Here is a 13808-nt window from a genome sequence, read left to right on the forward strand (position 1 = left end):
ACATCCTGCAGCCCCTGAACGCCGCCCGCCTCTATTGCTCGTCGCTGATCGAAAAGGCCGGCAAGGGGCGGGCCGGCAAGGCGGCGATCAACATCGAATCCTCGCTGGAATCGGTCGAGACCATTCTCGGCGCGGTGCTCGATATCTCGCGCCTCGATGCCGGCGCGATGAAACCGGACGACACCGTCTTCAGCTTGGACGAGCTGCTGCGACAGATCGGCAACGACTTCCAGCCGCTTGCCGCCGAGAGGAAGCTCGGCCTGACGATCGTGCCGTCGTCGCTCAGCGTGATGACGGATCGCAATCTCCTACGCCGCCTGATCCAGAACCTCGTATCCAACGCCGTCAAATACACGCGCCGCGGCCACGTCCTGGTCGGGGTGCGGCGGCGCGGCGAACTGGTCGAGATACAGGTGATCGATACCGGCATCGGCATTGCCGGCGACAAGCTGAACACGGTCTTCCGCGAATTCACCCGGCTCGACGAGGGTGCGCGCGAGGCCGAAGGCCTCGGCCTCGGCCTCTCGATCGTCGACCGCATCGCTCGCGTCTTGCGCCTCGAAATCCGGATCTTTTCGAACCCGGGCAAAGGCACGCGCTTTTCCGTCATCCTGCCGGTCGCGGCAGCGCAGGAGCCACGCCGCGAGATCGTGGCGAAAGCGTCGGTCCGCACCGCAGCTTCGCTTGCCGGGCTCCGCGTGCTCTGCATCGACAACGACGCCCGCATCCTCGACGGCATGCGGCTGCTGCTCGAAGGCTGGGGCTGCAGCGTCGACACATTTTCCGGCTCTGAGGATCTCGGGAGATCCGTCATGCATCGCCCCGACATCGTGCTTGCCGACTACCATCTCGACGGCGAGACCGGTCTCGAAATGATCGCTAAACTGCGCGCGATCCACGGCCAGGACATGCCGGCCGTTCTGGTCACTGCCGACCGATCGAGCGAGGTGCGCGCCACCGCCGCCAGGCTCGACGTGCCGGTGATCAACAAGCCGCTCAAACCGGCGGTGCTGCGCTCGATGATGGCCAGGGGAAGGCCACTGGCGGCGGCGGCCGGGTAACGATCACAACATTTTGTTGACCCCGGGTGCCGAGGTCAGATGGCTGCCGGCAGCGGGTCGCTGCCGATCTTGGACAGCAGGATCACCGCCTGGGTGCGGCTGTCGACGCCAAGCTTCTGCAAAATGGCTGAGACATGCGCCTTGATCGTCGCTTCGGAGACTCCGAGTTCGTAGGCGATCTGCTTGTTGAGCAGCCCTTCGGCCAGCATGCCGAGCACGCGCGTCTGCTGCGGCGTCAGCGTTTGCAGCCGCTTGATCAGATCGGAGATCTCGGGATCGCGCTCGACGCCGAGATCGATGCCGGTGGGCGCAGCGATGTCGCCGGCAAGCACCGACTGCACAGCGCTGCGGATCTCCTCCATGCTGGCCGATTTGGAGATGAAACCCGAAGCGCCGAGATCGAGCGCGCGCCGGATGGTCACCGGGTCATCATGCGCCGATACCACCACCAGCGGCACCGTCGGATGGATGCCGCGCAGCGAGATCAGACCGGAAAGGCCGCTCGCGCCCGGCATCGACAGGTCGAGCAGCACCAGATCGACTTCCTCATTGGCCACGACCAGCGCCTTGGCGCTTTCGAAATCGCCGGCCTCGTGAATGCCGGCGACGTTGCCGATGCCGGCAAGCGCCTCTCTCAGCGCGCCGCGAAAAAGCGGATGGTCGTCGGCAATGACGAAAGTGTAGCCTGACGGCACATGGCCCTCCCCGAATCCCATTGATGATTGTCTGCTTCTTACGGGATCAGTCGACGATTATGCGGCGATATCAGCCATTTTCAAGCGGCAAGACTATGCGCCGGGTTTCTTCCGGTGACCGGTGCTCAGGTTTTTTGCGAATTGGGTTTGGCGCCATCTTCGCCGCTGTCCTTTTCCATGTCCTTGACGATACCCATGAAGCCGCGCAGGAAGCGCTCCATGTAGCTCATCGTCTTGTTGAAATCCTCTTCGCTGGGCAACGTCGACTCAAACCGGGCGGCCAGCGAGTTCTCGAGCTTGACGACGCGCTCGTCGAGCGCCTTCACCGAATTTTGCAGCCGGTCGACCTCGTCCTGGAAGGCGGCGCGTTCATCGGCCGCCATCTTGCAGACGAGCTGGCCGGCCCGCTCCTCGCAGATCGACATCGCACCGGTCTGCGTGTCCATGCGGACATAGCCGGTGGCCGATTTTTCCAGCCGGTAGCGGTTCGCTTCCTCGGAAAAGGCCGACGCCGCGACGAGCGAGACGAGCGCTGCGGGGATTAAGACGTACTGCGGACGCATATTGTCCTCCATGGGCCAGTAGCGCAATTTATCGCATGTTTGCGCCGGAAATGGGGAAGAACTCTGGCGCACCCTTCCCCGCATGGTTGGTTCGGACTATAGCGCAATCATGTCTCAGATTATCTACAAGATAGTACCCGAACCGCTGTGGCGCGAGGCCGAAAGAAATGGCCGCTTCACCGGTGCGCCGATCGACGTCGCCGACGGCTTCATCCATTTTTCCACCGCCGGGCAGGCCAGGGAAACGGCTGCAAAACACTTCGTCGGACAGACCGGGCTGTTGCTGGTCGCGATCGATGGAGCCAAACTGGGTGATGCGCTGAAATACGAGGTTTCGCGCGGCGGCGCGCTGTTCCCGCATCTTTACGGCCCGCTCGACCTGAAGGCCGTCGTCTGGGTGCAACCGTTGCCGCTGGGCGCCGATGGCCTCCACCAATTCCCGGCGCTGGAGGCCGAATGAGCGTGCTTGACCGGCTCGGCCAGAGGCTCCTGTTCGCATTCGATCCGGAAGCCGCCCACGGCCTGTCGATCGCCGCACTGAAATGCGGGCTGCCGGTGGCCGGGCGACCGGTGCGCGACGATAGGCTGAAAGTCAGCATCTGCGGTATCGATTTCCCCAATCCGCTCGGCATGGCTGCCGGCTACGACAAGAACGCCGAGGTTCCCGATGCCCTGCTTGGCCTCGGCTTCGGCTTTGCCGAGGTCGGCACGATCACGCCGCTGCCGCAGGCCGGCAACCCGAAGCCGCGCATTTTCCGGCTGACATCGGACGAAGCGGTGATCAATCGGCTGGGCTTCAACAATGAGGGTCACGAAGGCGCCGAGAAACGGCTTGCCGCCCGCAAGGGCCGCGCCGGCATCGTCGGCGTCAATATCGGCGCCAACAAGGACAGCGCCGACCGCGTCGGTGACTATGAACGCGGCGTTATCAGGTTTGCGCCATACGCGACCTATCTGACGGTCAACATCTCCTCGCCGAACACGCCCGGCCTGCGCAACATGCAGGCGCGCCAGCAGCTCGGCGAGCTCTTGTCGCGCGTCATGGCCGCACGGGCGGCAGCGGCCGCGCAGCCGCCGGTCTTCCTCAAGATCGCGCCGGACCTGGTCGAGGCCGAGCTCGAGGATATCGCCGCCGAGGTCACCGACAAGGCAATAGACGGCGTCATCGTTTCCAACACGACGATTGCGCGGACTGGCCTGCGCAGCGCCGGCCTTGCCGGCGAGACCGGAGGGCTTTCGGGAAAACCGCTATTCGAGCGCTCGACCATCGTGCTGGCCAAGATGCGCAAACTGCTTGGCCCGGACCGCGCCATCATCGGCGTCGGCGGTGTCGATTCCAGTGAGACGGCGCTGGAAAAGATCCGCGCCGGCGCCGATCTCGTCCAGCTCTATACCGGCATGATCTATGCCGGGCCCGCACTGCCGGGCCGCATTCTTTCCGGAATGATCCGCTTCGTGGAAAAAGAGCGGCTCAAATCTGTCCGCGATCTGCGTGACCGCCGCCTCGACTTCTGGGCGTCGAAACAACTGTAAACTGCTCTAAAAAGCGTAGTGTCTCAGTTCGAGATGCATCCGCTCACGACCCATTTGCGCTCATTCGTTCAGGGTCAATTGCGACTGACGATCCGTTCGCAGGTGGCGCCGCCGATAGCAGGCAACAACCCAAAAAGAAGCAACTGGGCAGTTCCGCCGACACCAAAAATTGCGGAGAGAATGAACGCAACGAGCAGCCCCAGCGCCGCGCCTAAGACATATGGCAGGTAACTTCGCACAGTTTTCCCCAGAGCAATTGCTGCATCAAGCTGCTGGAAAGCGTAACAAAATCGACTGGACGTGCAAGCGATCTGCTGACGCCAGAGCCTGTGGAAAATAGGATCGCTTTCCACCCTGTGCCGAATGTGACCAGGACACTGCCTAAAACGCCGCCCGGATCCGCAAGCGCAAAATGGCAAGCAGGCTGAAGCCGCGCACCAGCAGGAAGACGTGCAGCGCCGCCCACAGGCCGTGATTGTCGAAGGCCGGCGCCAGGATGAGCAGGGCAGCGCTGAAGACGAGGAACGACAAGAGCATCATGTTGCGCATATCGCGCGACCAGGTCGCACCGATGAAGACCCCATCCATCTGAAACGCCAGCACGCCGCTGAGCGCGGTGAATGCCGCCCAAGGCAAATAGATGTCGGCAACGGCGCGAACATCTTGTGACGTCGTGATCAGGGCGATCAGATCGGTACCGCCCAGCAAAAGGACAAGCGTCGCCGTGGCCGCCAGCCCGAAGCCCCAGAACAGGGTCAGCCGCACCGCCTGCCGGAATTGCATGGCGGCACGCGCGCCGATGGCCCGCCCGGCGAGCTGTTCGGCTGCCGTGGCGAAACCGTCGAGGAAATAGCCGGCGATAAGGAAGAAGTTCATCAGCACCGCATTGGCGGCCAGTGTCACCGTCCCGAATTGTGCGCCCTGGCGGGTGAATAGCGCGAAGGCAGCGAGCAGCGAGAACGACCGGATCATGATGTCACGGTTGAGCGACGCCATGCGCAAGAATGCCGGCAGATCGAAGACGCGATGGCGCGGCAGCCGGGGTGCCGCCCAGAAACGCCTGATGACGATTGCCAGGCCGAGCAGCATGGCGACGAATTCACCGGTGACGGTCGCCCAGGCGACGCCGGCGACGCCCCAGCCGAGCTCCAGCCCCAGCAGGATGCAGAGCGCGATGTTGATGCCGTTCAGCACCAATTGCAGCATCAGTCCCAGCCCGCCCTCGCCGCGCCCCAGCACATAGCCGAGGATGGCGTAGTTGATCAGCGAGAACGGAGCCGCGAGCAGCCTGATGCGGATATAGACGGCCATCGCTTCGCTGACGCGCGGCTCGGCATCCATGAACCACTGTCCGGCGGTGGCGAACAGTGGCGCAAGGGCGGCAAGCACGATGCCGGCAACGACCGCGATCAGCACGGCACGCCAGAACACCGCCTGTTCCTCCAGTTCGTCGCCACGTCCAAGCGCCTGGGCGACGAGGCCCGTGGTGCCGGAGCGCAGGAAATTGAACGAGGTGAAGACGACGTCGAAGACCAGGGCACCCGCCGCCAGGCCACCGAGAAGGGCAGCGTCGCCGAACTGGCCGATCACCGCGGTGTCGACGATGCCGAGCAGCGGCGTCGTCAGATAGGCCAGCGTCATCGGCACCGCGATGGCGAGCACCGAGCGGTTGGTGACGACAAAGGACCGTCTGTTGGCCGTTGCTGACACCTGATCCAGGACCCGACCCTCATTGCGGCTTGCTCGAATGGCCGATGTGCCCCAGTTTCCCGACGCCGCGCAATCTTTCATCGCGTCATGGTCAACCGAAACCCGCTTCTGGCGCACCGAGCGCTCATGCCACTGCAGATCGTTCATCATCCCGACTACGACGCCGGTTTTGCCGTCAACCATCGCTTCCCGATGAGCAAATACCCATTGCTGATGGAAGCCCTGAGCGCGCGCGGACTTGCCGGGCCCGAGGCGCTCAGCATGCCCAGGCCGGCGCCGGCATCATGGCTGAAGCTTGCTCATGCCGCCTCGTATGTCGATCAGGTGCTGGCCTGCGAAGTGCCTGAAAAGATCGAGCGCGAGATCGGCTTTCCGGTGGGTCCGCGGGTCTCGCTCAGGGCGCAGCTCGCAACGGGCGGCACGGTGCTGGCGGCGCGGCTGGCGTTGCTGAACGGCATCGCCTGCAACACCGCCGGCGGCAGCCATCATGCGCGGCGCGCGCAAGGCGCCGGCTTCTGCACCTTCAACGATGTTGCCGTGGCTTCGCTGGTGCTGCTTGCCGAAGCTGCCGCCCGCAACATCCTGATCGTCGATCTCGACGTCCATCAGGGCGACGGCACGGCGGACATTCTGGGCGATGAACGGCGCGTGTTCACCTTTTCCATGCATGGCGACCGTAACTATCCGGCGCGCAAGATCGCTTCCGACCTCGACGTCGCCCTGCCCGACGGCACCGGCGATGCGGCCTATCTCGAAAGGTTGGGCGGCATTCTGCCGGAACTCACCGCCAGGGCGCCCTGGGACATCGTTTTCTACAATGCCGGGGTCGACGTCCATGCCGATGACCGGCTTGGCAGGTTATCGCTGTCGAACGAGGGGCTGCGCGCCCGTGACGACATGGTGATCCGTCATTTCCGCGCGCTCCGCATCCCGGTCTGCGGCGTTATCGGCGGCGGCTATTCGACTGACGTGGCGGCGCTTGCCGCGCGCCATGCCATCCTGTTCGAAGTGGCATCAGGCTTCGCGTGAGGCCTGACCGATTGAGCATGATCCTTGCCGAACCGCAGGTTCGGGGCCATACCTATTTCCGGTAGTTGGCGATCCTGAGCAGGAGGAAGGCCGGAATGACGATCGCCGCGCCCAGCAGGATGTAGCCGAGGAAACGGTCAATGGCGCGGAAGCCCAGATTCCAGAGATCGACGAAGAAATTCCGGATGCCGTAGAGCACATCCACCGGCGACCAGCCGAAAGCGTTCATGACAAGGCCGACGAGGAACGATACCACCAGCAGCTTCAGAAGCACCCGGAGCGGCGTATCGCCGAGAAAGCGCGTCAGTGCGGACAAGGCGTGTCTCCAGATTCGGTTAACCCGATTCGGGTACAGGTTCAGAAATACGCACTTGCCGCGCTGGCATCAAGGTGGTCGCTGAATCCAGTTGCTCCGCACGGCGGTTTGCGGATTGTCTGCTCGCCGACCTTGACACCTATGTTGCAGCGCAGCAAAATTGGAGGACAGAGGGTAATCCGTTGATATTGATCTGCCAGACTCATCGCCCGACTATGGACGGACTGCGCCGTCTCGCCGTGACCTGCGAACACAGGGCTTCTTGAATGAAGTACAGGCGCGATATCGATGGCCTTAGGGCTGTTGCGGTGCTGCCGGTTGTACTCTTCCATTTCGGAATCTCGGCAATTCCAGGCGGCTTTACCGGCGTCGATATCTTCTTCGTCATATCCGGCTACCTGATCACCGGAAGTCTTCTGGACGACCTTGAACGCGGCCAATTTTCGATCGTCAGCTTCTACTGGCGCCGTGCCCGGCGCATTCTGCCGGCTCTGATCTTTGTCACGCTTCTCACCTGTATTGCGGCATTGTTCATTCTTCTGCCGTCAGATCTGCATGAATTCAGTCTCAGCGTCATAGCGGCCTCGACTTTCTGGTCGAACATCTATTTTTGGAAAACGTCAAATTACTTCTCCATCGATGCCGAGCTCCGACCGCTGCTGCATACGTGGTCGCTTTCGGTCGAGGAGCAGTACTATATCTTTGCCCCAATCCTGATGTTCCTGATCTATCGCTATTTTGCGAAGCGCTGGCTGACAGCACTCCTGCCGATCATTCTCGGCAGCTTCGTGCTGGCGGTGATGGCGACATGGCTGGCGCCAAGCGCGGGATTCTACCTGCTGCCGACACGGGTCTGGGAACTCATGCTGGGCGCTGTGCTCATGCTGAAACGGCCCCCGCCGTTGAGCAATCGATTTCTTATGGAACTGGTGGGGCTGGCCGGATTTGGCCTTCTCGCCATCGGGTTCTTCGCGATTTCGGAGAGCGACCCGTTCCCGGGCTACAACGCTTTGTATCCGTGCCTCGGAACGGCACTCCTCATCTATGTCGGCCAAAACAGCCCCTCGACGATCGCTAGCCGCATACTCGAAGTCCGACCGCTGGTCTGGATCGGTCTCATCTCGTATTCGCTGTATCTTGTTCACTGGCCGATCAATGCGTTCGCGCACTATCTTTCATTGCAAAAACTCGACCCGTCGATGACCGTTGCGATGACGGTTGCAAGCTTCGCATTGGCTGCATTCTCCTGGAAGTATATCGAGCAGCCGTTTCGGCAGAAAAGGAGCTTCACCGCCCCGATGCCCATCTTCGCCTTTTCAGCCGGCGCGATCGCTCTTCTTTGCGTTGGCGGGGCGACCGGGGCGCTCGGCAACGGTTTTCCGCAACGGTTTCCGGACTATGCCCAACAGCGGATCCCTGTCGGGGACTGGCTCAAGGGCACCTGTTTCAACGAGGGCTCCAGCCGGATCGAAAGCTGGAACATCAAGGACTGCACACGCACTCGCGGCTTCCCTACAACCGTTTTGTTGTGGGGCGACTCGTTTGCCGCCCACTATGTATCGGGCCTGGAGGCCAACATAAATCAGCTTCAGGCCAACGTCGTCGAATACACATACGCAGGCTGTCCACCAATCCTCTCTTACTTCTCCTATGCACGCCCGGATTGCATGCGGTTCAATCAGCAGGCCCTGAAAGTCATCCAGGACGCCGGCATCAAGACGGTTGTACTCAGCGGCCGGTGGACCGACTATGAGGCCAGGAGTTTCGACGGTCTCCAGCAAACGATCGATACGCTTCATGGCCTGGGTGTGCGCGTGTTTGTCATCGGCCAGTCTCCGCAGTTCATAACCGACGTTCGGAAAATCGCATTCTTCGCAAAGCGCGGAAATCTCAGTGATACGTCCTGGCCGATGGCCATGGATCCCGACATCAACAACCGCGTGCGCTCATTTACCAAAGGCGCCACCTTCATCGATCCGCTCGAATTCCTCTGTAGCGCAGGACGCTGCTCCTACGCCGACGCAGGCCAGTTTCTCTATTTCGACTATGGCCATTTCTCCTCGATAGGGGCCACGCGGGCCATTGCGAAATACTGGCCGGTGTTTGCGGTAGACGATGCCCTTGCCACGACGAAGTAGCGGCGGGCGGCGGGCAAAGCTCGAATGCGCGCTTAACGATTGCCCGAACGCCGGATTGCGTGGTAACGAGGCTGCTGCGCGGGTATGATGTAATGGTAGCTTGTCAGCTTCCCAAGCTGAACGCGCGGGTTCGATTCCCGCTACCCGCTCCAGCCGTCAGCCCACCTCTCTCTCAACCCACCTCCCTCAAGATAAAGTCGTGCAGCATCTTGGCTGCCGGCGACAGCACGCGATTCTTCACGGTGATCAGGCTGTAGGGCCTGACCTCGATGTCGAACTCGGTCTGGACGACGTCGATGGCGCCGGCCAGCCCCTCGGGATTCTGGATGAATTTCGCCACCTGAATCGACACCGGCGCGATGGCGTCCGACTGCGCGACCATGACCAGGGTCAGAAGCAGCGAACTGGTGTTGAGGATGCGGTCCGGCAGCGCGATGTTGCGGTTCAGGAAATTGCTTTCCATCGCTTGGCGCAGTGGCGAGCCGCCCGACTGGAAAACCCAGTCGTAGGCAGCGGTCTCCTCCAGCCGCACCGCCTTGCCCTTGGCGAGCGGGTGGCCGCGGCGCACGATCAGGCAGGCTTTTTCAACACCGATGACGCGGGCCTCGAACAGCCGTGGATTGAGGTCGTCGGGGATGCGCGCGATGATGAAATCGTGACGCGTGGCGATCAGCTCGCGCGCCAGCACATTGGAGGTCTCGACCTGCATGGTGATCTCGATACGCGGATAGATGCGCCGGATTTCGCGGATCGCCGGCACGGCGAGCTCGATCGCAGGGGCCGTCACCGCGCCCAGGAACACCGAGCCGCCCTTGCCCGCCTTGAGCTCGGATATCTCGCGGTCGACCTCACGCATCTCGAGCAGGATCGAGCGCGCGCGCCTCGCCAATGCCTTGCCATAGGGCGTCAGCGTGATGCCGCGCGGCAGCCTTTCGCACAGCTTGACGTCGAGCACTGCCTCCATCTCGGCGATCATCCGTGAGGCGGCGGGCTGCGAAATGTTCATGACCTGGGCTGCCGCGCTGACCCGGCCATGGTCGTCAAGGGCTGCGATCATGCGCATGTGGCGCAGGCTGAGGCCGCTGCGCAGCAGGATCTCTCCGTCGCCGGGGGGTTCTTCGTAACCGGCTGAAAGTCCATCAGGATTCCGCAGCGCCGCCATCGTCTTTTTCTGTCCCGCTCGTGGCCACCGGCAATCCGGCCAGGTCTTCGTCGGCTTTCAATATATCAGTTTCGGTATAGCAACCATCAAAGATCGCATTTGACAGTTATGGCAAAGAGCCACACCCTTTGCGCGTCCTGAAGCTTGACCGTCGCCAGCGAGAAAAATCGCATCGACTGGAACCAGAGTCTCAGGGCCGATTGGGAGGATACCGGAGATCGATATGACGGCAGCGGCGCGTTTGGCGCTCCTGCACGATCGCGCGGCCCACGAAACCCAGGGTGCGCGTCCATCAAACAGGGAGAGTTAATGTGAAGATCATCAAGACACTGGCCGCCGTCGCGGCCCTTGGCATCGCGGCCATGACGGTCCCGGCGCAGGCAGGCGAAGGCCTCGTCGGCGTGCTGATGCCCACAAAGACCTCGCAGCGCTGGATCAACGACGGCGACGCCGTCAAGTCCCAGCTCGAGGCTCTGGGCTACACTGTCGACCTGCAATATGCGCAGGACGATATCCCCAATCAGCTCAGCCAGCTGGAAAACGAAATCACCAAAGGCCCGAAGGCGCTGATCATCGCCTCAATCGACGGCACCACGATGTCGGACGCGCTGCAGAAGGCGGCTGACGCCGGCGTCGTCGTCGTCGCCTATGACCGCCTGATCAAGAAGACCGCGAATGTCGACTACTACACCACCTTCGACAATTTCGGCGTCGGCGTCATCCAGGCCAAATCGCTGCTCAAGGGCCTCGGCTATCCCGAAAACAAGGGTCCGTTCAACGTCGAGCTGTTCGGCGGTTCGCCGGACGACAACAACGCCTTCTTCTTCTACAACGGCGCCATGTCGGTGCTGCAGCCGCTGATCGACGACAAGACCCTCGTCGTGAAGTCCGGCCAGATGGGCATGGACAAGGTCGGCACGCTGCGCTGGCTGGCAGCGACCGCCCAGGCCCGCATGGACAATCTGCTCTCCGCCAACTACTCGGATGGCAGCCGCGTCGATGGCGTGCTCTCGCCGTATGACGGCCTGTCGCGCGGCATCATCGCCTCGCTGCGCGCCGTTGGTTACGGCACGGCCGACCAGCCCTGGCCAATCGTCACCGGCCAGGACGCCGAGACCGCTTCGGTCAAGGCGATCATCGCCGGCGAGCAGTACTCGACCGTGTTCAAGGATACCCGCGAACTCGCCAAGGCGACGGTCGAGCTCGTCGACAAGGTGCTCTCGGGCGGCAAGCCGGAAGGCCTCGACACCACGACCTACAACAACGACGTCAAGGTCGTCCCCTCGATCCTGCTGACGCCGCATGAGGTCGACAAGTCGAACTACCAGGCCCTCGTGGTCGACTCCGGCTACATCAAGGCCGAAGAGCTGAAGTAACCGCAGTTGCAAAGTCTGGGGTCCTGCGCAACGCAGGGCCCCTTTTCGTTAACCAGCGAGGCCGGTATGTTTGCCGATCTCGGAGGAGCTTAATTCCTGATGACCTCGACGATTTTGGAGATGCGTGACATCACCAAGACGTTTCCCGGCGTCAAGGCGCTGTCGAATGTCAACCTCAGCGTTGAGGAAGGCGAGATCCATGCCGTGGTCGGCGAGAACGGCGCCGGCAAATCGACGCTGATGAAGGTGCTTTCGGGCGTGTACCCATCCGGCACCTATGACGGCGAAATCATCTATCGCGGCGATGAGTGCCATTTCAAAGGCATCCACGACAGCGAGCGCCGCGGCATCGTCATCATCCACCAAGAACTCGCGCTGGTGCCGATGCTGTCGATCGCCGAAAACATCTTTCTCGGCAACGAGCAGGCCAGATTCGGCATCATCGACTGGAACGCCAACGAGACGCGCACCGGCGCTCTGCTCAAGAAGGTAGGCCTCAAGGAAGACCCAAAGACGCTGATTACCAATATCGGCGTCGGCAAGCAGCAGCTGGTCGAGATCGCCAAGGCGCTCAGCAAGGAAGTGAAGCTGCTCATTCTCGACGAGCCGACGGCATCGCTCAGCGAAAAGGACAGCCAGGCGCTGCTCGATCTGCTCCTCGAATTCAAGCGGCAAGGCATCACCTCGATCCTGATCTCGCACAAGCTCAACGAGATCAATCGGGTCGCCGACAAGGTCACGATCATCCGCGACGGGCGCACCATCGAGACGCTGCCCAAGAAAGACATCTCGGAAGACCGCATCATCACCTCGATGGTCGGCCGTTCGCTGGACGACCGGTTCCCGCCGCGAGAGCCAGAGATTGGCGAGACCGTGCTCGAGGTGAAGAACTGGTCGGTCTATCACCCGATCCATGCCGAGCGGCAGGTGATCAAGGGCATCGATATCAACGTCCGCAGGGGCGAGGTGGTGGGTATCGCCGGGCTGATGGGTGCTGGACGTACCGAATTCGCGATGAGCCTGTTCGGCCGCTCCTATGGCCGCCGCATCACGGGCGAAGTGCTGCTCAAGGGCAAGCCCATCGATGTCTCCTCTGTCAGCAAGGCGGTGGAACATGGCATTGCTTACGTCACCGAGGATCGCAAGACCTACGGTCTCAACCTAATCGATCATATCAAGCACAACATCACGCTGGCCAATCTTCCCGGCGTGTCGCGCCATAGCGTGATCGACGATATGCGCGAGCTTGCGGTAGCCAACGACTACAAGGCCAAGACCAACATCCGCTCGTCCAGCGTCTATCAGATGACCGGCAACCTGTCGGGCGGCAATCAACAGAAGGTGGTGCTGTCGAAGTGGCTGTTCGCCAATCCGGAAGTGCTGATCCTCGACGAGCCGACGCGCGGCATCGACGTTGGCGCCAAGTATGAAATCTATACGATCATCGCGCGTCTCGCCTCGGAGGGTAAGGCGATCATCGTCATCTCGTCGGAAATGCCCGAACTGCTCGGCATCACCGACCGCATCTATGTCATGAACGAAGGGCGTATCGTCGGCGAAATGGCGGCGAGCGATGCCAGCCAGGAAAAGATCATGCGCGCCATCGTTCGCGGAGAAGGAAAAGCATCATGAGCACCGAAAGCGCTCCCGTGCCGAAAAGCGGCGTCGCCGAAGATGTGCAGCAGGGGCCGCGCGTTGCCGTCTCGGCGCTGGTCACCAACCTGCGCGAATACGGCCTGATCCTGGCGCTGATCCTCATCATGGTGTTCTTCCAGTTCACGACGTCCGGAACGCTGTTCAAACCGGTGAACCTGAGTAACCTGGTGCAGCAGAACAGCTTCATCATCGTGATGGCGCTGGGCATGCTGCTGGTGATCGTCTCCGGCCATATCGATCTCAGCGTCGGCTCCGTCGCCGGTTTCATCGGCGCGCTGGCAGCGATGATGATGGTCATCTGGCCTCTCGGCCCTTTCAGCAATCCGCTGGTGGTGTCGATCATCTGCCTGATCGTCGGTGGCGCAATCGGCGCGGCACAAGGCTACTGGATTGCCTATCACCGAATACCAAGCTTCATCGTCACCCTGGCGGGGATGCTGATCTTCCGCGGCATCTGCCAGGCGCTGCTGGGTGGCGGGTCTTCCGTGGGGCCGCTTCCGGTCGGCTTCAAGGCGCTAAGTTCCGGCTTCATTCCGGACGTGATCGGCTCGTTGACTCTTATCCCGCCG

At 61.9% G+C, this 13808-nt stretch carries 14 protein-coding genes, 1 tRNA gene and 1 pseudogene; 9 read left to right on the forward strand and 7 right to left on the reverse strand.

The window, feature by feature from the left end; genetic code table 11:
• The coding region (locus tag EOB36_RS29975) for a hybrid sensor histidine kinase/response regulator (protein ID WP_164897658.1) at positions 1-1061 on the forward strand (1061 nt) is incomplete at its 5' end.
• Between the two features lie 35 nt (positions 1062-1096).
• Here EOB36_RS29975 and EOB36_RS29980 read toward each other — a convergent pair.
• A complete protein-coding gene (locus EOB36_RS29980) occupies positions 1097-1756 on the reverse strand; it encodes a response regulator transcription factor (RefSeq protein ID WP_095488092.1) in 660 nt (219 codons plus the stop codon).
• Between the two features lie 125 nt (positions 1757-1881).
• A complete protein-coding gene (locus EOB36_RS29985; protein ID WP_128286301.1) occupies positions 1882-2319 on the reverse strand; it encodes a hypothetical protein in 438 nt (145 codons plus the stop codon).
• Positions 2320-2428: 109 nt separating this feature from the next.
• Here EOB36_RS29985 and EOB36_RS29990 point away from each other — a divergent pair, with 109 nt between their 5' ends.
• Together EOB36_RS29990 and EOB36_RS29995 are read left to right on the forward strand one after the other, a co-directional pair.
• Positions 2429-2779, forward strand: a complete 351-nt coding sequence (locus tag EOB36_RS29990) for a DUF952 domain-containing protein (RefSeq protein ID WP_164758999.1) — start codon at positions 2429-2431, stop codon at positions 2777-2779.
• Positions 2776-3852 (forward strand): quinone-dependent dihydroorotate dehydrogenase, encoded by a 1077-nt coding sequence (locus EOB36_RS29995; protein ID WP_127290345.1) that lies wholly within the window; start codon positions 2776-2778, stop codon positions 3850-3852. Before EOB36_RS29990 ends, EOB36_RS29995 begins: the two co-directional genes overlap by 4 nt.
• A gap of 74 nt (positions 3853-3926) precedes the next feature.
• Here EOB36_RS29995 and EOB36_RS30000 read toward each other — a convergent pair whose 3' ends face one another.
• Both EOB36_RS30000 and EOB36_RS30005 read right to left on the reverse strand, forming a co-directional pair.
• Entirely contained in the window at positions 3927-4205 is a 279-nt protein-coding gene (locus EOB36_RS30000; protein ID WP_095488021.1) for a hypothetical protein, read from the reverse strand.
• A gap of 28 nt (positions 4206-4233) precedes the next feature.
• A complete protein-coding gene (locus tag EOB36_RS30005; protein WP_128286302.1) occupies positions 4234-5571 on the reverse strand; it encodes an MATE family efflux transporter in 1338 nt (445 codons plus the stop codon).
• A gap of 117 nt (positions 5572-5688) precedes the next feature.
• Between EOB36_RS30005 and EOB36_RS30010 the strand changes: the two genes are divergently transcribed.
• The gene (locus EOB36_RS30010; protein WP_127203570.1) at positions 5689-6591 is read left to right on the forward strand and encodes a histone deacetylase; all 903 of its coding nucleotides are present in this window, start codon (positions 5689-5691) and stop codon (positions 6589-6591) included.
• Between the two features lie 52 nt (positions 6592-6643).
• On the opposite strand, the gene EOB36_RS30015 is transcribed toward EOB36_RS30010, so the two are convergent.
• Positions 6644-6907 carry a DUF6460 domain-containing protein gene (locus EOB36_RS30015; RefSeq protein ID WP_095488019.1) on the reverse strand — a complete coding sequence of 88 codons (264 nt, stop codon included), beginning with the start codon at positions 6905-6907 and terminating at the stop codon, positions 6644-6646.
• A gap of 41 nt (positions 6908-6948) precedes the next feature.
• Complete coding sequence (locus tag EOB36_RS35505; RefSeq protein WP_245461341.1) at positions 6949-7347, reverse strand: hypothetical protein; 399 nt, start codon at positions 7345-7347, stop codon at positions 6949-6951.
• Here EOB36_RS35505 and EOB36_RS30020 point away from each other — a divergent pair.
• Together EOB36_RS30020 and EOB36_RS30025 are read left to right on the forward strand one after the other, a co-directional pair.
• Complete coding sequence (locus EOB36_RS30020) at positions 7246-9045, forward strand: acyltransferase family protein (protein WP_245461340.1); 1800 nt, start codon at positions 7246-7248, stop codon at positions 9043-9045. The genes EOB36_RS35505 and EOB36_RS30020 overlap by 102 nt on opposite strands.
• A gap of 78 nt (positions 9046-9123) precedes the next feature.
• A tRNA-Gly gene (locus EOB36_RS30025) sits at positions 9124-9197 on the forward strand.
• A 20-nt stretch (positions 9198-9217) separates the two neighbouring features.
• Here the strand turns inward: EOB36_RS30025 and EOB36_RS30030 are convergent.
• Positions 9218-10207, reverse strand: a complete 990-nt coding sequence (locus EOB36_RS30030; RefSeq protein WP_095488015.1) for a LysR family transcriptional regulator — start codon at positions 10205-10207, stop codon at positions 9218-9220.
• 311 nt (positions 10208-10518) lie between these two features.
• Here EOB36_RS30030 and chvE point away from each other — a divergent pair, with 311 nt between their 5' ends.
• From chvE to EOB36_RS30045, 3 genes and pseudogenes are all read left to right on the forward strand, one after another.
• Positions 10519-11583: a multiple monosaccharide ABC transporter substrate-binding protein gene (gene chvE, locus EOB36_RS30035; protein WP_095488013.1), complete on the forward strand. Its 1065-nt coding sequence runs from the start codon at positions 10519-10521 to the stop codon at positions 11581-11583.
• A gap of 99 nt (positions 11584-11682) precedes the next feature.
• A complete protein-coding gene (gene mmsA / locus EOB36_RS30040) occupies positions 11683-13215 on the forward strand; it encodes a multiple monosaccharide ABC transporter ATP-binding protein (protein WP_095488011.1) in 1533 nt (510 codons plus the stop codon).
• Positions 13212-13808, forward strand: a pseudogene (locus EOB36_RS30045) (sugar ABC transporter permease); the annotation flags it as partial. The gene mmsA and the pseudogene EOB36_RS30045, both read left to right, overlap by 4 nt.

Source organism: Mesorhizobium sp. M6A.T.Cr.TU.017.01.1.1, assembly GCF_004023115.1.
GTDB lineage: Bacteria > Pseudomonadota > Alphaproteobacteria > Rhizobiales > Rhizobiaceae > Mesorhizobium > Mesorhizobium mediterraneum.

Coding starts and splice junctions, on each gene's coding strand:
- EOB36_RS29995 (WP_127290345.1), top strand. CDS start 2,776: ATGAGCGTGCTTGACCGGCTCGGCCAGAGGCTCCTGTTCGCATTCGAT.
- EOB36_RS30010 (WP_127203570.1), top strand. CDS start 5,689: ATGCCACTGCAGATCGTTCATCATCCCGACTACGACGCCGGTTTTGCC.
- EOB36_RS29985 (WP_128286301.1), bottom strand. CDS start 2,319: ATGCGTCCGCAGTACGTCTTAATCCCCGCAGCGCTCGTCTCGCTCGTC.
- EOB36_RS30030 (WP_095488015.1), bottom strand. CDS start 10,207: ATGGCGGCGCTGCGGAATCCTGATGGACTTTCAGCCGGTTACGAAGAA.
- mmsA (WP_095488011.1), top strand. CDS start 11,683: ATGACCTCGACGATTTTGGAGATGCGTGACATCACCAAGACGTTTCCC.
- EOB36_RS29990 (WP_164758999.1), top strand. CDS start 2,429: ATGTCTCAGATTATCTACAAGATAGTACCCGAACCGCTGTGGCGCGAG.